Raw genomic sequence first — 19,196 nt, 5'->3', positions numbered from 1 at the left:
CGCGGCTGCACCTAGCAAAATCAGGTGACTGGCTGAGTTATGTCGGCCAATTCCCTGACCAATCGATCCAGCTCGGCAAGTTCGAACGGTTTGCGCAGCACCACGGCACCAGCGATGGCGTCGAGCGCGAGGGTATCGGCGTAGCCGCTGATGAAAATGATCGGTAACTGCGGAACGAATTGGCGAGCCTTGCGCGCCAGCTCGGCGCCGTTCATCTCCGGCATCAGAAAATCGATGACGGCCACCGCGAAGCGGGTGTTGCCCAGCAGCGCCAATGCCTTGCTGCCGCGGTCGACGTCGATCACTTGGTAGCCGCGGGCGCGCAGGTCATCGACCAGCACCGTGCGTACCGCATCATCATCGTCGACGACCAGCACCGGCCGGGCGAAGGGTATCGCCGGCGCGGTGGTCATGGGCTGCACCACGCCACGCGAGGGCACCTGCGGCCGCTCGGCCGCAGGCAGCACGAGCTCGAAGGTCGAGCCCTGGCCCAACTCACTGGTGATCCTCAGATCCCCGCCGCATTGACGGCACAGGCCATAGACCTGGGCCAGACCCAGGCCGGTGCCGCGGCCTGATTCCTTGGTGGTGAAAAAGGGCTCACAGGCCTTCGCCAGTACCTCGGGCGACATGCCCGTGCCGCTGTCGCTGACGTGAATCGATACCGTGGGCGGCGTGCTCGACGGCTCGGTGGGCGAGCACTTGACGGTGAACCAGCCGCCATCGGGCATGGCATCTCGGGCGTTCAGCGCCAGGTTGAGGATGGCCATCTCCAGTTGCAATGGGTCGGTGCTGACGAACAGATGACGGTTCGGCGTCTGCATGTCGATGTTGATGTCAGGGCCCAGTGCGTTCCCCCCCAGTTCGAGGGCAGCGTTGACGCTATCGGGGAGATTGACCGCCGATACGTTCAGGCGTTGCGTGCGTGAGAAGGCCAGCAATTGCCCGGTCAGGCGAATGCCCTTCTCGGTGGACAGGGTGGCCCTGGTCACATACTTCAGCGCCTTGGGATCGCTTACGAGGTGACGATGGAGCAGTTCGAGGTTGCCTGAAATGCCCATCAGCAGGTTGTTGAAATCGTGAGCGATGCCGCCCGTCAATTGGCCCACTGCGTCCAGGCGCTGGGCGCGGTTCATTGCCTGTTCGGCGACGATGCGTTGCGCCGATTCCTGTTCCAGCTCCGCCCGCTTCTCGTCCAGTTCCAGCTCCAGACGCTGCCTGATGGTGGTCTCCAGTCGCCGCTGCTTGTGCCGTTGAAGGTCCAGTCGAGCGGTTACCCGGCCATCCTTGATGATCAGAATCACCAGCGGCATGAACACCGTTGCCACTACCAGGGCCAGTGCGGCAGGCGCGCCGATGGCACGGGCGTTGACGGCCGACAGCAGCAGCCAGCCGATGACTGGCAGGATGGCGGTCAGCAGCAACTGTCGGCGGGTCGCGGCGCCGGCGCGATTGCTCAGCGTCACCACGTTCAACCAGCCCTGGTCGGCCTGAAACAGCATCATCGATACCGCCAGGCACACCAGCGCCAGGGCGGTGTGGACCGCCATGGCGTTGAACAGCAGCACCGAGTACAGGTCCTTCACGCCGTAGGCATAACCCAGCAGGCCGATGCCGGCCACGGCGAAGGCGAGCAGGGCGAGGACATCGCAGACCTTGTGTCGACCGGCGAGTTGCGCCATGCGCGCCACGCTCAGCAGGGCCAGGCAGCTCGCCGTGGCCGGGGAAACGCTGCCGTGGACGAACGGCGAAGGCGCAAACAACCACGCGTTCACCGGACCGCTGAAAACGTCATGACCAATGAGCAAGTGCGCGCCCAGCAAGGCGAAAGCGATGCACGCGGCGACTCCGGCGAGCAGCCAACTGGGGCGCGCACGCCGTCCCAGCAGGCAGGAAAGCGCCAGCGCGGCAAGGGCCATGGCCGTCAGTGGCGACATCCCCGTGAGGGCTGGCGCCAAGTGATCGAGCAGGGGGCGACCCAGCCCGTATTCGCACAGCGCTGCGGCACCGGTGAGCAGCGCCACCCAGGCCAATAGCTTGGCCACCCACCTGACCGAAGTCGCGGCATGCAGACGGCTCAATCCCCAATCGGAAGTGCGGGTTCCGATGTCCAGGTCGTCGTCAGGTGCGTGCATCGGTAACGGGCCTCCGAGGTGGCATGGGCGATCGAGGGGCGGGTGAGTGTGCGGCGAAGGCTGGGTCTGTCATTTGTAGAGCCAATACCGCCAAGTCTCAAGCCTTGGGCTGCTTTATTCGGATCGGGAAACTACCGCCACGCCGCTGCCGGTGGGGAATCGTTGCCGACTGGCAAACCCCTGCGCAGCTCAGCAATCTGGCCTCGCCCGACCGTTCATCAGCAGAGATCACCATGACACACATTCAACAGGTACACGATGTCGTTGCGCGAACGTTATGGGGTGAAGCCCGTGGCGAAGGCATCCGCGGACAAATCGCGGTGGCCTGGGTCATCCGCAACCGCGTGCAGGACGCCCAGCCACGGTCATGGTGGGGCGAGGGCTACATCGGCGTGTGTCGCAAGCCCTGGCAGTTCAGCTGCTGGAACCTTCGCGATCCCAATTACCCCTATGTCAGCGGCGCTCGTCCCATTCCTTCGGCGCAGTTGGCGCAAGCCTTGGCAGTGGCCGAACAGGTGATGGCCGGCCAGGTGGCAGACCCCACCGGCGGCGCCACCCATTACCACGCCACGCACCTCTCCCCACCGCCAGCCTGGACAAAGGACGCTACCCGCACCGTGGTGCTGGGTGGTCATGTTTTCTTCAAGAACGTGGCCTGAGCCTACCTGCAGTCTCGACAGAACCTGGTCAGTATTACCGCCCGTGCAACAGTGTTTCACCGCGCTGCGCTATGGCGATTTGTCGCAGCTGCAGGATTTTTTTGATATCGTTGCGTAACTAACTAATTAGTTAATGCTGTGGCGGCACCCGTTTCCCTTGCGGGAGCTTTGACGGGAGGCCGTGCAGGTCGTGGAACCACGTCACCCATCGTGTCATGACAAGCGTGTCGTACAGGCTTGCCTACACTGTGTTCGACCTTCCAGAAACGTTCATGCGTCAACAGGAACATGCAACATGACTAAGCCTCAACCTTCGCCAGCGGTGCGCCGTTGGCCCATCTGGGTCGCTGCCTTGGGCGTACTCGTATTCGGACTGCTCTATCTTGCTGGCGGTGGCTACCTCGCCGCGCTGGGGGGGAGCTGGTACTTCCTGCTGGCCGGTCTGGGCATGACCGTCGCCGCCATCGCCCTGTTCAAGTCGCGCCTGCTGGGCGCCTGGCTGTTCGCCGCGGTCATGGTGCTGTCGGTGATCTGGGCCCTGGTCGACGCCGGTCTGAACTTCTGGCCGCAAATCTCCCGTCTGTTCGCTCCGGCGGTGCTGAGCCTGGTGGTGGCGTTGGCCTATCCGACCTTGCGTCGGGCCAATGGCCTCAGCGGCGGCCGCGCTGGCTATGTGCTCGGCGCCGTGCTGGCGGTGGCGGTGGTTGCTGGCGGCGCCGGCATGTTCGTGCCACACCCTTCGGTCGCGCCGACTGGTGAAGGCCCCGGCCTGACCCAGGTCAACCCGGCCAATGCGCAGAAAGACTGGGCCCATTACGGCAACGACGAAGGCGGCAATCGCTTCGCGGCCCTGGACCAGATCAACCGCGACAACGTCGCCAGCCTGGTACCGGCCTGGACCTACCACACCGGTGACGTCGCCATCAGCAACGGCAACGGCGCCGAAGATCAGGCCACACCGTTGCAGGTGGGTGACAAGGTGTTCGTGTGCACCCCGCACAACAACATCATCGCCCTGAATGCCGACACCGGCAAAGAGCTGTGGAAGAACGAGATCAATGCCCAGGCTGCGGTCTGGCAACGTTGCCGTGGCCTGGCGTATTTCGATGCCAGCAGCCCGGTGGTTGAGTCCAGTGAAGGCAACACGCCAGTCAAGGCGGTGTCGGTCGCACCCGGCGCCAACTGCCAGCGTCGCCTGCTGACCAACACCATCGATGCCCGCCTGATTGCCGTGGACGCCGACACCGGCGAGTTCTGCCAGGGCTTCGGCAACAATGGCCAGGTGGACCTGAAAGCCGGTCTGGGCAAGGTTCCCGATTCCTACTATCAGTTGTCGTCCGCGCCGTTGATGGCGGGCACTACCGTGGTGGTCGGCGGCCGTGTCGCCGACAACGTGCAAACCGACATGCCCGGTGGCGTGATCCGTGGTTTCGACGTGATCACCGGCGAGATGCGCTGGGCCTTCGATCCGGGCAACCCTGAGGACAAGCAGGCGCCGACCGGCGACAACACCTATGTACGCAGCACGCCCAACAGCTGGGCGCCGATGTCGTACGATCCGAAGATGAACACCGTGTTCCTACCCATGGGCAGCTCGTCCACCGACATCTACGGTGTTGAACGTACTGCGCTGAACCATCGTTACGGTGCTTCGATTCTGGCGCTGAATGCGACCACGGGTGAGGAAAAGTGGGTCTATCAGACCGTGCACAACGATCTGTGGGACTTCGACCTGCCGATGCAGCCCACCTTGATGGACTTCCCCAAGCCTGACGGCAGCAGCGTGCCGGCAGTGGTGATCGGCACCAAGGCAGGGCAGATCTATGTGCTGGACCGCGCCACGGGTCAACCGCTGACCGCTGTGCAGGACATTCCGGTCAAGGGCTCGGACATTCCTGGCGAACCCTATGCCAAGACCCAGCCGCTGTCGGTGGGCATGCCGCAGATCGGCGCGCAACACCTGAGCGAATCGGACATGTGGGGTGCCACGCCGTTCGACCAGATGCTGTGCCGCATCTCGTTCAAGAAAATGCGTTATGAAGGCCTGTACACCGCGCCGGGCACCGATGTGTCGCTCAGCTTCCCGGGCTCCCTGGGTGGTATGAACTGGGGCAGCTTGTCGACCGACCCGGTGCATGGCTTCATCTTCGTCAACGACATGCGTCTGGGCCTGTGGGTGCAGATGGTGCCGCAGCAGAAGGATGCCAAGGCTTCTTCGGGTGGCGAAGCGCTGAACACCGGCATGGGTGCGGTGCCGCTCAAGGGCACGCCGTATGCCGTGAACAAGAACCGCTTCCTGTCCATCGCCGGCATCCCGTGCCAGGCGCCGCCATTCGGCACCTTGACCGCGATCGACATGAAGACTCAGAAAGTCGCGTGGCAAGTACCGGTCGGGACGGTGGAAGACACCGGCCCAATGGGTGTGAAGATGCACCTGCCGCTGCCGATCGGCATGCCGACGCTGGGTGGCACGCTGTCGACCCAGGGTGGCCTTGTGTTCATTGCCGGTACTCAGGACTACTACCTGCGGGCGTTCAACTCGGCCACCGGTGAAGAGGCCTGGAAAGCCCGTCTGCCGGTTGGCAGCCAGGGCGGCCCGATGACCTTCGTCTCGCCCAAGACCGGCAAGCAGTACGTGGTCATCACCGCCGGCGGCGCGCGCCAGTCGCCAGACCGCGGCGACTACGTGATCGCCTACGCCCTGCCCGACAAGAAGTAACCCTCACCGCCGCTGCCACACCCCTGTAGCAGCGGCGCAAGCCGCGTCGGCGGTGCACGCGGTAAACCACGCAAACCGCGTTGCACACAGACGCGGTATGCACAATCCCTGTAGCAGCGGCGCGAGCCGCGTCGGCGGCGCATGCGGTGTATCAGACAATCCGCGTCGAGGCCGGACGCGGCTTGCACCGCTGCTACAGGGGATTGCAGCGTCAATGTCTCACGCGGTGTGTCTACTTGCTCCGGGCGTCAAATCACCTCGGTGATGACCTGAACGTTGCCGCCCATGCTGACCTCATCGTCCACCTCTTTGCCCAACAGGCTTTGCCCCAGCGGCGAGCGTGGGGTGATGACCATGACCGGGCACCCTTCGAACTCAAGCTTCAACCCCGCCGCATCCGGCCCCAGGAAAAACCACTGGCGCGCACCCGTTGCCGATTCCAGCGCTACCAGGGCGCCCAGCTCGATTCCCGCCCGAAAATCACGCAACTGCAACGCACGAAACTTCGCCAGCCCCTGGCGAATCTCCTCCATTCGCCGCGCCTGTCCGGTGGCCAGGTAGGACGCTTCCAGCCCCAGCGTGTCGTATTTGTTCTCGGCCACGTTCTCTTCGTGGGTGGCGGTTTCATAGGCCGTCTGGGCAGCCCGCTGGGCCACGTCCAGGTCCAGGGTCAGGCGTTCGATGATCGATTGCAGCAGGGCAGGCTTGTTCACGGGCAGACTGATGATTGGGGCGAGCGGACGATTGTCGCACGAACCGCCTTTAATGCTTCTGTGCGCCGGTGTTTATGCGGACAATAGCGCGCTTTGTGTAACCGTTTGCGTTGGAGTCAGCCATGAAGGCCACCTGGGACATTTTCTGTACGGTCGTGGACAACTACGGCGACATTGGTATCACCTGGCGCCTGGCCCGGCAGCTGCAGGTCGAGCACGGCATGCAGGTTCGTCTGTGGGTCGACGACCTGGTGCCGTTCGCCCGCCTGTGGCCCGCGGCGAACGCCGAGCAGGCGCAGCAGTGGCACGACGGCGTCGAAGTCCGGCATTGGAGCGGCGAATGGCAAGCGACCGAGGTCGCCGACGTAGTGGTGGGGGCCTTCGCCTGCAAGCTGCCGCCCGAATACGTCGACGCGATGGCGGCCCGCAGCCCGAAACCGTTGTGGTTGAACCTCGATTACCTGAGCGCCGAAACCTGGGTCGATGGCTGCCACGGCCTGCCGTCGCCGCAGCCGGGCGGACTGCGCAAGTACTTCTTCTTCCCCGGCTTCACCACGGGGACCGGTGGCCTGCTGCGCGAAGCCGGGCTGATCGAGCAGCGCGAGGCTTTCCAGGCCGATCCTGCGGCACGTCAGGCGTTTCTCGCAGAACTGGGGATTGAGCCCGAACAGGGAGCGCGCGTGCTCTCCCTGTTCGCCTACGAGCACAGCGGCCTGGCCTCGTGGCTGGACGCGCTGGCTGACGATACGCGCAGCAACCATCTGCTGGTCCCCGAAGGACGGGTGCTGGCCGATGTACGGCAATGGCTGGGCGACGCTTCCCTGGAGGTCGGCAGCCAGGTGCAACGAGGCAGCCTGAAGGTCCAGGTGCTGCCGTTCGTCCGCCAGAGCGAATATGACCGGCTGCTGTGGTGCTGCGATTTCAATGCCGTGCGCGGCGAAGATTCCTTCGTTCGCGCCCAGTGGGCCGCCGCGCCGATGGTCTGGCACATTTATGTGCAGGAAGAATACGCCCACTGGGAAAAGCTCGAAGCGTTCCTCGATCGCTACGGCGAAGGCCTGTCGCCCGCGGCCTATGCGGCGCTGCGCGGACTGTGGCGGGCCTGGAACCAGAGCGTGGAGGGCGCCGACATCGGCCCGGCGTGGCGCGAGGCCCTCGAACACTGGCCGGAACTGGTCGCGCACGCGCGTCAATGGTGCGCGCTACAGGCCGCACAAGCTGATCTTGCGACGGCGCTGGTGCAGTTTTACCGAAATTGGCTATGATACGCGGCCTAGATTTTTGTAAATCACCATCCAAATTCGGATATTCGTAATGAAAACTGGTAAAGAACTGAAACCCGGTACCGTGATCCGTATCGACAACGACCCTTGGCTGGTTCAGAAAGCTGAATTCACCAAGTCGGGCCGTAACAGCGCGATCATGAAGACCAAGCTGAAGAACCTGCTGACCGGCTACAAGACCGAAACCGTCTACAGTGCCGACGACAAGCTGGACGACGTGATCCTGGACCGCAAGGAAGCGACCCTGTCGTTCATCAGCGGTGACAGCTACACGTTCATGGATACCACCGACTACACCATGTATGAACTGAACGCCGAAGACATCGAAGCCGTTCTGCCATTCGTGGAAGAAGGCATGACCGACGTCTGCGAAGCCGTGTTCTTCGAAGAGCGTCTGGTCAGCGTAGAGCTGCCGACCACCATCGTGCGTCAGGTCGACTACACCGAAGGTTCCGCTCGCGGCGACACGTCGGGCAAGGTCATGAAGCCTGCCAAACTGAAGAACGGTACCGAGCTGAGCGTTGCGGACTTCATCGAGATCGGCGACATGATCGAGATCGACACCCGTGAAGGCGGTTCGTACAAAGGTCGCGCCAAGTAAGCTTCATGCCTGCTTGATAGCGATGTAAAAACCCGACCTTGAGTCGGGTTTTTTTATGCCCAGTCACCGCCCATTTCGTAGGAGCGGTCATCGGCCGCGAAAAAAAACGCCACGGTATATCCTGATACACCGTAGCGCTTTTTTCGCGGCCACTGACCGCTCCTACAGGCTGGCGTCGCGGCGCGGGGTGATCAATGCGAATGCCGCGGCACCTCGGACCCCCTGCACCCGACCAGAAAATCGAAATCGCAACCCTGGTCGGCCTGCATTACATGGTCGATGTACAACTGCCGGTAGCCGCCCACCAGCAACGATTGCGCCGGTGCCTGCCAGTCAGCCAGGCGGGCCTGCAGTTCGCTGTCGGGGATGTCCAGGTGCAAGCGCCCGCTGGCGCAATCGAGCTCGATGTAATCGCCTTCGCGGACCACTGCCAACGGCCCGCCGGCGGCTGCTTCCGGCGCCACGTGCAGGACTACCGTGCCGTAGGCGGTACCGCTCATGCGCGCATCGGAAATGCGCACCATGTCGGTGACTCCTTGTGCCAGCAGCTTGGCCGGCAGGCCCATGTTGCCGACCTCGGCCATGCCCGGATAACCCTTGGGCCCACAGTTCTTCATGACCAGGATGGAGCTGGCGTCCACGTCCAGGTCTGGATCGTTGATGCGCGCCTTGTACATGTCGAAGTCCTCGAACACCACCGCGCGACCGCGATGGGTCATCAGCGCAGGAGTGGCGGCCGAGGGCTTGAGCACCGCGCCCAGCGGCGCCAGGTTACCGCGCAACACGCAGATGCCACCGTCGGCCACCAAGGGGTTGTCGATGGCGCGGATCACCTCGTCCTCGCCATAGATCGGCGAGTTCTGCACGTTCTGCCACAACGTCTGACCGTTGACGGTCAAGGCATCCGGGTTGGGGATCAGATTGTTTTCCCCCAGGCGGCGCAGGACGGCCGGGAGACCACCGGAATAATAGAACTCCTCCATCAGGAAGCGCCCCGACGGCTGCAAGTCGACCAGGGTGGGGGTGGCGCGGCCGATGCGCGTCCAGTCGTCCAGCTCCAGGTCCACGCCGATCCGGCCGGCGATGGCCTTGAGGTGGATCACCGCATTGGTCGAGCCGCCGATGGCCGCGTTGACCCGAATGGCGTTTTCGAACGCCTCCTTGGTAAGGATCTTCGACAGGCGCAGGTCTTCACGAACCATCTGCACCGCACGCATGCCCGACATGTGCGCGAGCACATAGCGACGCGAGTCCACTGCCGGAATGGCGGCGTTGTGCGGCAGCGAAGTGCCCAGCGCTTCGGCCATGCAGGCCATGGTCGAGGCGGTGCCCATGGTGTTGCAGGTACCGGCCGAACGCGACATGCCGGCCTCGGCCGAGAGAAACTCGTCGAGGCTGATCTGGCCGGCTTTGTACGACTCATGCATCTGCCAGACGATGGTGCCGGCGCCGATGTCCTTGCCCTTGTGCTTGCCGTTGAGCATCGGCCCGCCGGTCACGACGATGGCCGGCACGTCGCAACTGGCCGCGCCCATCAGCAGGGCAGGGGTGGTCTTGTCGCAGCCGGTGAGCAGCACCACCCCGTCGATCGGGTTGCCGCGGATCGCTTCCTCCACATCCATGCTGGCCAGGTTGCGGGTGAGCATCGCCGTGGGGCGCAGGTTGGACTCGCCATTGGAGAACACCGGAAATTCCACAGGGAAGCCACCGGCCTCGATCACGCCGCGTTTGACGTGTTCGGCGATGGTGCGGAAGTGGGCGTTGCACGGCGTCAGCTCGGACCAGGTGTTGCAGATGCCGATGATCGGCTTGCCGTTGAACTGGTGATCGGCGATGCCCTGGTTCTTCATCCAGCTGCGGTACATGAAGCCGTTCTTGTCAGCCGTACCGAACCATTGGGCCGAGCGCAGGGTGGGTTTGTTGTCAGGCATGAGGGCTCTCTTATTGTAAGACTTGTTTTTGTGTATGCCCTCAAAATAGGCCATTGGATCGTCGATTGGAAGAGCTTGTGAAGCAAATAGTAATACTATAAAGTCGATTTCAGTGAAGGTTGAGCGTCGTTTCAGGCCCCCCGAAAAGGGCGACGGGGCGCTGTGGCCTTCCCACCCAAAACAAGCATAAAAACAAGAAAGTGGAGATCGATCCCATGAGCCAGGAACTCGGGCTTATACGCCGCATCACCTTCAAATTGATCCCGTTCCTGATTCTGCTGTACCTGATCGCCTACGTGGATCGCTCCGCAGTGGGCTTCGCCAAGCTGCACATGGGTGCGGACGTGGGCATCGGCGACGCCGCCTACGGCTTGGGTGCAGGGCTGTTCTTCATTGGCTACTTTCTGCTGGAAATCCCCAGCAACCTGATGCTCGAACGCTTCGGCGCCCGTCGCTGGTTCGCCCGCATCATGATCACCTGGGGCGCCATCACCATCGGCATGGCGTTTGTGCAAGGTCCGCACAGCTTCTATGTCATGCGCTTCCTGCTGGGGGCGGCCGAAGCCGGCTTCTTTCCCGGCGTGCTGTACTACATCACGCAGTGGTTCCCGGTCCGTCACCGCGGCAAGATCCTGGGTCTGTTCATTCTGTCCCAACCCATCGCCATGATGATCACCGGGCCTGTGTCCGGCGCTCTGCTGGGCATGGACGGCGTGCTCGGCCTGCACGGCTGGCAGTGGTTGTTCATCGTCATCGGCACGCCGGCCATCCTGCTGACCTGGCCGGTGCTGCGCTGGCTGCCCGATGGCCCGCAGCAGGTCAAATGGATGAACCAGGCTGAGAAAGACTGGCTGGCCACTGAACTGCAGAACGACCTGCAAGCCTATGGCCAGACCCGCCACGGCAACCCGCTGCATGCGCTCAAGGATTTTCGCGTGCTGCTGCTGGCGTTGTTCTACCTCCCGGTGACCTTGAGCATCTACGGCCTGGGCCTGTGGTTGCCGACCTTGATCAAGCAATTCGGCGGCAGCGACCTGACCACCGGATTCGTGTCTTCGGTGCCGTATGTATTCGGCATCATCGGGCTGTTGCTCATCCCGCGCAGCTCGGATCGTCTCAACGACCGCTACGGCCACCTGGCGGTGCTGTACGTGCTGGGCGCAATCGGTCTGTTCCTCAGCGCCTGGCTGAGCCTGCCGGCGGCGCAGCTGGCGGCTCTGTGCCTGGTGGCGTTCAGCCTGTTCTCCTGCACGGCGGTGTTCTGGACCCTGCCGGGCCGCTTCTTCGCCGGGGCCAGTGCGGCGGCCGGCATTGCCCTGATCAACTCGGTGGGCAACCTGGGCGGCTACATCGGGCCGTTCGTGATCGGCGCGCTCAAGGAGTACACCGGTAACCTGGCCAGCGGCCTGTATTTTCTCAGCGGCGTGATGGTGTTCGGGCTGGTGCTGACCGCAGTGGTCTACCAGCTGCTGGAGCGCCGTCACGTGCTGCCGGCCGATACGTTCGCCGCCAGCGCCCGTTCCTGAACCCAGCAAAAGGAAGCTCGTCATGCATCTGGTGCAATTTGAATTGAACAACGGTCAACGTCGGGTCGGTCTGGTCGACGGCGATCGGGTCCACGAAGTGCGCGGCGCGAACAGCGTCCGTGAACTGGCTTTGGCCGCCATCGCCGCAGGTCATGGCCTGGCCCAGGCGGTGGATGGCTGCGGTCTGGGGGAGCAGCACGACTACCCGCAGTTGCTCGAACAGGGGCGCATTCTGCCGCCGCTGGATCACCCCGATCCGGCGCACATGCTGGTGACCGGCACCGGCCTGACCCACTTGGGCAGTGCCGCCACCCGCGACAAGATGCACCAGCACAGCGCCGACACGGCAGTCACCGACAGCATGAAGATATTCCAGTGGGGTGTGGAGGGCGGCAAGCCTGCCGCGGGCCAGCCCGGGGTGCAGCCGGAGTGGTTCTACAAGGGCGACGGCAGCATCGTCGTGCGGCCCGGCCAGGCGTTCCCCGTTCCGCCCTTCGCCGAAGACGCCGGCGAAGAGCCCGAGCTGGGTGGGCTGTACGTGATCGGCCCGGACCGCCGCCCGTATCGCTTGGGATTCGCCCTGGGCAACGAATTCTCCGACCATGTGATGGAACGCAAGAACTACCTCTACCTGGCCCATTCCAAGTTGCGCAGTTGCAGCTATGGTCCGGAGCTGCGCGTGGGCGAGCTGCCCGAGCACCTGTCCGGCACCAGCCGTATCCGGCGGGCTGGCGAGGTGATCTGGGAAAAGGAATTTCTCAGTGGCGAAGCGAACATGTGCCACAGCTTCGACAACCTCGAGTACCACCATTTCAAGTACGCGCAGTTCCTCAATCCCGGCGACGTGCATATTCACTTCTTCGGCACGGCCACGCTGTCGTTCGCCGATGGCCTCGCCACCCAGGTGGGTGATCGCTTCGAAATCAGCCTGCCGGAGTTCGGCGCACCGTTGGTGAACAGCGTTGGCCAGGCAGAGCAAGCGTTCGCTCCAGGCACCGTGGGCGTCCTGTAGGAGCGCGACAGCAGGCCAGAAGGATGCATCGCAGGTATCATGGTCCGACTTTACCCAGGAGGTCCGACCATGACCCTGCCCACCGCGCTAGAAACCTGCGATATGCTGCTGATCGACACGCTGCATGCCTTCGACTTCTCCTTCGACGAAGAGCAGACGCTGCACATCGAATGCATGGACGGCCGCGAGCTCAAGCGTTGGGCGTTTACCCTGGCTGAGCAGCAAGCGGCTCAGCCAGGTGCCGAGCCCGACAGCTTCGTTATCACTCGCGACGGCACGCCCCACACCTTGACTTGCCTCAGTGCCTTTTCGGCCCGCGACGAAGACGATGAAACCCAGGCGTGAACACGGTGGTCTGTAAAGTCCGATCCACGTTCGCTCCTGCTGCCGCAACAACATTCAGCGCCATGCAAGATCGGCCACACACAAGAGGCTTCGGAGAAACCTTCATGAAGCGAGTTTTGCTATCCATGCTTGTCAACGGCTTGGCCCTGACATCCCTGCACGCCGCTGCAGCCGAAAAATATGACCTGCTGGTGGGCACCTACACCCAGGGTTCCAGCGAAGGCATCTACCGCTACGCCTTCGACAGCACTACCGGCCAGATCGAGGCCCAGCCTCGGCAGACGGTCAAGAGTTCCAACCCGTCCTGGCTGACCTTGTCCCAGGACCAGCGCCGCCTGTTCGTGGTCAATGAAAACGGCCCCGGCCAGAAAGACGTAATTGGCAAGGTCACCAGCTTCACCGTGGACGGCAAGACCCACGATATCCGTCAGGTCAATCAGGTGGCCACCAGCGGCGACGAGCCGACCCATTCCAGCCTGAGCCAGGACGGGCGCCACCTGTTCGTGGCCAACTATGCCGTCAGTGCCAATCCGGGCGGCAGCCTGAGCGTGCTGGATGTGGCCGAAGACGGCACCCTCAGTAACGTCGTGCAGGAGCTCAAGCACGTGGCCAGCCAGGTCAACCCCGAGCGCCAGGCCGGGCCCCACGTGCACTCGGTGGTGTCGTTGCCGCCTTCGGGGCGTTATGTCTATGCCAGCGACCTGGGCGCTGACCGGGTCTACGTGTATCGCTATGAGCCCAAGTCCGCCGAGCGTCCACTGGTGCCCGCTCAACCGGCCTCGGTGCAACTGCCGGACGGCAGTGGTCCGCGTCACCTGCTGTTCAGTCGTGATGGCAAGCACGCCTACCTGACATTGGAAATGAGCGGTCAATTGGCCATGTTCGACGTCAAAGATGGCAACCTGGTACGCCAGCAGCTGCTCGAACTGGGCACCGTCGGCAAGGAAAGCGCCAGCGGCGCCTTGCACCTGTCTGCCGATGGTCGCTTCCTCTACGTGAGCAACCGTGGCACGGCCAACCAGATGCTGGTGTTCAGCGTCGACCCTGGCACTGGCCATCTCAAGGAGATCCAGCGTCGGCATGTGGACGGCGATCACCCACGCGAATTCGCCCTCGACCCCACCGGTCACTTCCTGTTGATCGCCAACCAGAAGAGCAACCAGATCACCGTGCTCAAGCGCGACGCCAGCACCGGGATGCTGGGTGAGACGGTACAGAGCTTCAAGCAGGACGCGCCGTCGGACCTGAAATTCCTGACTCAGTAACCCGCTCCAGGCAACCCGGCGTGCCAGGCACGCCGCGTTGTCCGGGTCAGGGCGCTAGCCGCTGACCTCGACGCTGCTCAGCCCATTGCCCAAACGCCGCACCTGAATCTGCACCGGGATGCGTTCGTGCATCTCCTGCACGTGGGAAATCACCGCCACCTTGCGTCCCTGCGCCTGCAGGCCATCGAGCGCATCCATCGCCAGTTGCAGCGATTCGGGATCGAGGCTGCCGAAGCCTTCGTCGACGAACAGCGACTCGATGCGCAGCGTGCTCGACGCCATCGACGCCAGCCCCAGGGCCAGTGCCAGCGACACCAGAAAGGTTTCCCCGCCGGACAACGAATGCACCGAGCGCAGTTCGTCGCCCATTTCGGTGTCCAGCACCAACAGCCCGAGCATGCTGCCGCCGCGCTTGAGGCGGTAGCGGCGTACCAGCTGACGCAGTTGCACGTTGGCGTGATGCACCAGCAGGTCGAGGTTGTAGGCCTGGGCGATCTTGCGGAAGCGATCGCCTTCGGCCGAACCGATCAGTGCTGCCAGGCGCGCCCAACGCTGGTAGTGCGCATCGGCCTCGGCAATCTGCGCCTGCAGGGCCTGGTTGGCGCTGTGCCGACGCTGGTCTTCGGCTTGCTGGGCGCGTAGCTCGGCGCATTGCTGCTCCTGCCGTTCGACGTCCATCAGCAGGGCCGCGTGCTGTGCGTCCAGCGCCTCGGCACTGGCGATCGCGTCGACCTGTGCCCGATGAGCCTGCTGGCGCTGCTCGCGTTCGTGCAAGCGGATGCGCGCCTGTTCCAGGGTTTTTTCCGTGGCCTGCAGGCGGCTGCGCAGCTCATCGACTTGGGGTTCATCGATGGCGAGCAGTGCCTGCAACCCGTCGTCGTCCAGTTGCGGACGCTGCTCGCGCCAGGCGTGCAGGGTCTGCTGCACGTCAGCCAGGGTTTGCTGCAATTGGGCCTGCTGCGCAGTGTCGGCCTCCAGGGCGCTGGCGGTCTGCACTGTCTGGGTTCGGAGATCCTGTTGCTGTCGGTCGACCTGCCGTTCCTGCTCGCGCGCCGTCTCGACCTGATCGTGCAAGGCCGTCTGCCAGGCGGTCGCCTGGGCATGCTCGCCCAGCAATTCGCGTAGCCGTGCCTCGCAGGTCTGCAGTTGCATGGACAGCGCCTCGACCCGCTGGCGTTGCTGCTCGCAGTCGGTCTGCTGCCGCGCATGCTCGCTGCGGGCCTGTTCGATGCGTCGCGCACGGGCGTCGAATTCCGACTGTTCTTCATCGCGCTGCTCGATCTGGGCCAGGCGCTCGGCGATGTTCTGCTCCAAGGCCATGAATGTCTGCGCCGGGTGTTCGCGCAGGGCCTGCAGGCGAGCGGCGGGCAACTGACTGGCCAGCGCCTGTAACTCGTCGTCGAGCCGCTGCTGGTCGGCGTCCAGGTGGGACTGATGCGCCTGCAGTGTCTGCTGCGCCTGCTGGCTGGCTTCCCTGGCCTGCGCCACGGCGCGCTGCAGGGCGGTCGCCTGCTGTTGCAAGGCCAGCAGGCTGTTCTGCTGACGTTCATCCTCGTCGATCAGACGCGTGTGGTTGGCCAGGGTGTCGCGCAGCCAGTCCGCCGGCTGCTCGGCGTCGCTCAGGGCAGGGTAGAGCGGATGCCGGGCCAGCTCGGCGTCACCTGGCTGGTCGAGCCATTGTTGCTCCTGCGCCTTGAGCTGTTTGTGCTGCTCGATCAGCGCGCCGACTTCGGTACGCAGCTCGACCAGGCGTTCGGACAATGGCTTCAACGCAGCGCGGGCGCGTTGTTCTTCGTCGTCATCGTGCGCCGACAGCGCCTGCAACAGCGCCTCCGGAGCATGATAGGGGTGCTCGACACTGCCACAGACCGGACAGGGCTGCTCGGGCTGCAAGCGTTCGCGCAACTGTTCGACGCTTTCGCTGCGCGCCAGGCGCTGGCGTTCGAGCAGTTGCAGGGTCACCTTCAAGGCTTGCTCGGCCTGTTCGTGGGCCGCGCGGACCTCCAGCCCCTGGGCGGTCAATTGCTCGCGCCGGGCCAGTAAGGTGGCCTGCTGCTGGCGTCCTTGTTCGAGACGTTCCTGAACGGCGTTGCGCCGCTGCCACAGCCGTTCCAGTTCCTGTACGTCACGCAGTGCCAGGCGTTGCTGTTGCAGGCGCTGGGTCAGTTGCTGCAAGCGCTCGGGCAGTTCCTCGGCACTGCATGGGGCATGCTGAAAGACGCGGGCAAGGTCGCTTTGATGCACTTCCAGGCTCGTCTTTGTGGCCTGTGCCTGCGTCTGCAACTCTGGCAGTTCGATCTGGCCCTGGCGCAGGCGACTGCTCAGCGTCACCACTTGCTGCAGGCGCGGTAGGTAGGCGCTCCAGGTGGCGGCCAGCGGCGCCAGCTCGGCGCTGCGTTCGAGCGCGTCGGCGACCTGCTGCAGGCGTTCGCCACTGTCGGCCTGTTGCTGCTCCATGCCCAGCAACGCCTGCGCCCCGGACGCAAGCTGCCGCTCGGAATCGGCCAGCGCCGGACTCAGGGGTTCGAGCTCGGCCTGCAATCGGCTCCGGTTCGACTGTTCGTCGAAGGCCTGCTGCAACCGGGGCTGCGCTTGGGCCTGTTGCGCCAACGCCTGTTGCAGCGTGCGCCCGGCCTGCTCGCGTTGCTCGTCCAGTTGCTGCTGTTGCACTGCCTGCCGTTGCTGCCGCGAACGCGACAGCTCGATACGTTCGGCCAGGGGCTGGAGCTGGGTGCGCACTTCCTGCTCGCGGCTGAACAGGTAGCGTTGCGGTGCCAGTTGTTCGAGCATGTGCAATTGCAAACGCTGCTCGGCGCCTGCTTCCCATGCCTGGGATGCGTCTTGCACCTGCTGCCGTGCTGCCTGGCAGTCGTCGCTCAGGCGCCGGTCTTCGCGGTGCCACTGTTGTTGCTGTTCCACCTGTTTGAGGTGCGCCTGGTGCTGCCGCAGTTGCTCGCTGGCGGTGTGAAACTCCAGATCCAGCGCTTCGCGCGCTTCGGCGGCCAGTGGCGCGATACCGGTGGCCTGGTCCTGCCAGTGCTTGAGCTGCTCGCGGGCGTCGCGGCTCTTTTCGAAGGCGCGTTTGCCCAGGCGCGTATAGAGCGCGGTGTCGGTGAGCTTTTCCAGCAGTTCGCTGCGTTCGTTGTCGTCGGCTTTGAGAAAGGCACTGAATTCGCTCTGCGCCAGCATCACCGCACGGGTGAACTGCTCGAAGTTCAGCCCCAGGCGGGCTTCCAGCAGCTGCTTGTATTCACCTTTCTGGCTGGCGAGCAGTTGGTCATTGTCCAGATCGCGCAGCGACTGCCGGCTGTTCTGCAACTTGCCCGCCGGTTTGTCCCGTGCCCGGTTGGCTTCCCAGCGCGCGCGATAGCGACGACCGTCGACGCCGAGGAAGTCCACTTCCGCATAGCCCGCCCCGGTACCCCGACGCAACAGGGTGCGCGGGTCGTAGCTGCCGATTTCACCGTCGGCGTCGGGCACCTTGGCACTCTGCGACGCATTGCCCAGGCGCGGTACGGCGCCGAACAGCGCCAGGCACAGGGCGTCGAGCAGGGTGCTCTTGCCCGCGCCTGTGGGGCCGGTGATGGCGAACAGACCGGCGGTGGCCAGCGGTTCGGCGGGGGAGTCCAGTTCGAACGGGCCTGCCCGCGAGGGGGGGGTCTTGAGGCGGATGGCCAGAATCTTCATGGGGTTTCGCCCTCCAACTGCACTTCCTGCAACAACTGCGCGAAGTCGTCCAGGGTCTGTTCGTCCACCTCGCTGCCATAGCTGTCCAGCCAGGCGCGGCTGAACAGTTCGTGGGGGCTGAGCTGGTCCAGCTCGATCAGGGCGCCGACATCCTCGTTGTCGGCGTTGACCCGCCCGGCGTACTCGGCAGCGATCCGCACCAGACGCACGGCCTTGCCTTGCAGCGCGGTTTCGATGTGCTGGCGCAGGTCCGGTTGCGGCTCGTCGAGTACCACCCGCACTTCCAGCCAGGGGTAGCCCAGCACATCGGCCAACAGGTCCACGTCCGGTAGTTGCTGCAACTGTTCGCGGACCTGCGGCAACGGCGCCGGGCCGATGCGCAGCAGGTCGACCGCGCGCGGGATCAGGATCGGTTCCACGCTCACCAGCTGCTCGCCGGCGCACTCGATCTCGAGGATCTGGTGCGGGTACTCGATCTCGGAAAACGACAGCGGTATGGGCGAGCCGCTGTAGCGAATGCGTGATTCGCCGTTGACCTTCTGCGGCTTGTGCAGATGGCCCAGCGCAACGTAGCTGATGCTGGCGTCGAACAGGCTGGCCGGCAGGGCTTCGGCGCTGCCGATCACCAGGCTGCGCTCGGACTCCATCGACACCGAACCGCCCGCCATGTGCGCGTGGCTGATGGCGATCAGTGCCTGCCCCGGCGAGCGTCGGGCATTGGCAGCGGCGATCAGCATCTCGTGCACCCGGGCGATGCCTTGCAGGTAATCCTCGCCCAGGGTTGCGCCGGTCACCTCGGCGGGGCGCAGGAAGGGCAGGGCCAGGCACCAGGCCTGCACCTGGCCATGGGCATCGGGCAGCGGCAGCAACAGCCGCTCGCTGTCGAGGCGGCCGTCTTCGAGCCACATCACCCGGCCCAGCGCATGGGTGCGCAGGCGGCGCATCAACGGTCCGGGCAATTCGATGCGCGAACCGGAATCGTGGTTGCCGGCGATCATCACGATGGTCAGCTGCGGTTGTTGCTCGTGGGCGCTGACGATGAAGTTGTACAGCCGCTCCTGCGCCCGCACGGGCGGATTGACCGTGTCGAAGATGTCGCCCGCCACCAGCAGCACGTCGGGCTGGCGCTGGGCGAGCTGACGCAGCAGCCAGCGCAGGAAGCTTGCGTGTTCGAAGTCGCGCTCCTGACCGTGCAGGCTTTGGCCGAGGTGCCAGTCGGAGGTGTGGAACAGGCGCATGAAGGCTCCAGGGGGCAGGGAAGGCCGCCATGATAGCCGTTCGGTCCCGCGCTTCCCATGCGTCCGCTCGTGGCGGGATGTG

Annotated in this window: 13 protein-coding genes; 8 read left to right on the top strand and 5 right to left on the bottom strand. The window is 64.2% G+C overall.

What is annotated here, in order from left to right:
• Nucleotides 1-20: 20 nt before the first annotated feature.
• Entirely contained in the window at nt 21-2,135 is a 2,115-nt protein-coding gene (locus AC788_RS01825) for an ATP-binding protein (RefSeq protein ID WP_049858929.1), read from the bottom strand.
• A 233-nt stretch (nt 2,136-2,368) separates the two neighbouring features.
• Between AC788_RS01825 and AC788_RS01820 the strand changes: the two genes are divergently transcribed.
• Both AC788_RS01820 and AC788_RS01815 read left to right on the top strand, forming a co-directional pair.
• Nucleotides 2,369-2,794: a cell wall hydrolase gene (locus AC788_RS01820; RefSeq protein WP_049858928.1), complete on the top strand. Its 426-nt coding sequence runs from the start codon at nt 2,369-2,371 to the stop codon at nt 2,792-2,794.
• 295 nt (nt 2,795-3,089) lie between these two features.
• Nucleotides 3,090-5,513, top strand: coding sequence for a glucose/quinate/shikimate family membrane-bound PQQ-dependent dehydrogenase (locus tag AC788_RS01815; protein WP_049858927.1), 2,424 nt, complete (start codon nt 3,090-3,092; stop codon nt 5,511-5,513).
• A gap of 248 nt (nt 5,514-5,761) precedes the next feature.
• Here AC788_RS01815 and AC788_RS01810 read toward each other — a convergent pair whose 3' ends face one another.
• On the bottom strand, nt 5,762-6,226 hold the full coding sequence (locus tag AC788_RS01810; protein WP_049858926.1) for a GreA/GreB family elongation factor: 465 nt from the start codon (nt 6,224-6,226) through the stop codon (nt 5,762-5,764).
• Nucleotides 6,227-6,348: 122 nt separating this feature from the next.
• Here AC788_RS01810 and earP point away from each other — a divergent pair, with 122 nt between their 5' ends.
• Together earP and AC788_RS01800 are read left to right on the top strand one after the other, a co-directional pair.
• Nucleotides 6,349-7,491: an elongation factor P maturation arginine rhamnosyltransferase EarP gene (gene earP / locus AC788_RS01805; protein WP_049858925.1), complete on the top strand. Its 1,143-nt coding sequence runs from the start codon at nt 6,349-6,351 to the stop codon at nt 7,489-7,491.
• A 49-nt stretch (nt 7,492-7,540) separates the two neighbouring features.
• Nucleotides 7,541-8,110, top strand: coding sequence for an elongation factor P (locus tag AC788_RS01800; RefSeq protein WP_049858924.1), 570 nt, complete (start codon nt 7,541-7,543; stop codon nt 8,108-8,110).
• Between the two features lie 191 nt (nt 8,111-8,301).
• Here the strand turns inward: AC788_RS01800 and AC788_RS01795 are convergent, their stop codons facing one another.
• Nucleotides 8,302-10,041 carry an IlvD/Edd family dehydratase gene (locus AC788_RS01795; RefSeq protein WP_049858923.1) on the bottom strand — a complete coding sequence of 580 codons (1,740 nt, stop codon included), beginning with the start codon at nt 10,039-10,041 and terminating at the stop codon, nt 8,302-8,304.
• A 215-nt stretch (nt 10,042-10,256) separates the two neighbouring features.
• Here AC788_RS01795 and AC788_RS01790 point away from each other — a divergent pair, with 215 nt between their 5' ends.
• From AC788_RS01790 to AC788_RS01775, 4 genes are all read left to right on the top strand, one after another.
• The gene (locus AC788_RS01790) at nt 10,257-11,567 is read left to right on the top strand and encodes an MFS transporter (protein WP_049858922.1); all 1,311 of its coding nucleotides are present in this window, start codon (nt 10,257-10,259) and stop codon (nt 11,565-11,567) included.
• A gap of 22 nt (nt 11,568-11,589) precedes the next feature.
• Nucleotides 11,590-12,579, top strand: a complete 990-nt coding sequence (gene araD1, locus AC788_RS01785; protein ID WP_049858921.1) for an AraD1 family protein — start codon at nt 11,590-11,592, stop codon at nt 12,577-12,579.
• A gap of 69 nt (nt 12,580-12,648) precedes the next feature.
• A complete protein-coding gene (locus AC788_RS01780) occupies nt 12,649-12,924 on the top strand; it encodes a DUF5629 family protein (RefSeq protein WP_236690441.1) in 276 nt (91 codons plus the stop codon).
• A gap of 104 nt (nt 12,925-13,028) precedes the next feature.
• Nucleotides 13,029-14,189 (top strand): lactonase family protein, encoded by a 1,161-nt coding sequence (locus AC788_RS01775; RefSeq protein WP_049858919.1) that lies wholly within the window; start codon nt 13,029-13,031, stop codon nt 14,187-14,189.
• A gap of 54 nt (nt 14,190-14,243) precedes the next feature.
• Here the strand turns inward: AC788_RS01775 and AC788_RS01770 are convergent, their stop codons facing one another.
• Together AC788_RS01770 and AC788_RS01765 are read right to left on the bottom strand one after the other, a co-directional pair.
• Nucleotides 14,244-17,876: an AAA family ATPase gene (locus AC788_RS01770; protein ID WP_049858918.1), complete on the bottom strand. Its 3,633-nt coding sequence runs from the start codon at nt 17,874-17,876 to the stop codon at nt 14,244-14,246.
• On the bottom strand, nt 17,873-19,114 hold the full coding sequence (locus tag AC788_RS01765) for an exonuclease SbcCD subunit D C-terminal domain-containing protein (RefSeq protein ID WP_049858917.1): 1,242 nt from the start codon (nt 19,112-19,114) through the stop codon (nt 17,873-17,875). The genes AC788_RS01770 and AC788_RS01765 overlap by 4 nt, the downstream gene beginning before the upstream one ends.
• Between the last annotated feature and the right edge of the window lie 82 nt (nt 19,115-19,196).

Source organism: Pseudomonas sp. RIT-PI-a (assembly GCF_001187875.1).
Classification (GTDB): Bacteria; Pseudomonadota; Gammaproteobacteria; order Pseudomonadales; family Pseudomonadaceae; genus Aquipseudomonas; species Aquipseudomonas coleopterorum.
This window is presented reverse-complemented; position numbering and strand designations above follow the sequence as displayed.

Coding starts and splice junctions, on each gene's coding strand:
- AC788_RS01795 (WP_049858923.1), bottom strand. CDS start 10,041: ATGCCTGACAACAAACCCACCCTGCGCTCGGCCCAATGGTTCGGTACG.
- AC788_RS01770 (WP_049858918.1), bottom strand. CDS start 17,876: ATGAAGATTCTGGCCATCCGCCTCAAGACCCCCCCCTCGCGGGCAGGC.
- araD1 (WP_049858921.1), top strand. CDS start 11,590: ATGCATCTGGTGCAATTTGAATTGAACAACGGTCAACGTCGGGTCGGT.
- AC788_RS01790 (WP_049858922.1), top strand. CDS start 10,257: ATGAGCCAGGAACTCGGGCTTATACGCCGCATCACCTTCAAATTGATC.
- earP (WP_049858925.1), top strand. CDS start 6,349: ATGAAGGCCACCTGGGACATTTTCTGTACGGTCGTGGACAACTACGGC.
- AC788_RS01800 (WP_049858924.1), top strand. CDS start 7,541: ATGAAAACTGGTAAAGAACTGAAACCCGGTACCGTGATCCGTATCGAC.
- AC788_RS01825 (WP_049858929.1), bottom strand. CDS start 2,135: ATGCACGCACCTGACGACGACCTGGACATCGGAACCCGCACTTCCGAT.
- AC788_RS01780 (WP_236690441.1), top strand. CDS start 12,649: ATGACCCTGCCCACCGCGCTAGAAACCTGCGATATGCTGCTGATCGAC.
- AC788_RS01815 (WP_049858927.1), top strand. CDS start 3,090: ATGACTAAGCCTCAACCTTCGCCAGCGGTGCGCCGTTGGCCCATCTGG.
- AC788_RS01775 (WP_049858919.1), top strand. CDS start 13,029: ATGAAGCGAGTTTTGCTATCCATGCTTGTCAACGGCTTGGCCCTGACA.
- AC788_RS01820 (WP_049858928.1), top strand. CDS start 2,369: ATGACACACATTCAACAGGTACACGATGTCGTTGCGCGAACGTTATGG.
- AC788_RS01765 (WP_049858917.1), bottom strand. CDS start 19,114: ATGCGCCTGTTCCACACCTCCGACTGGCACCTCGGCCAAAGCCTGCAC.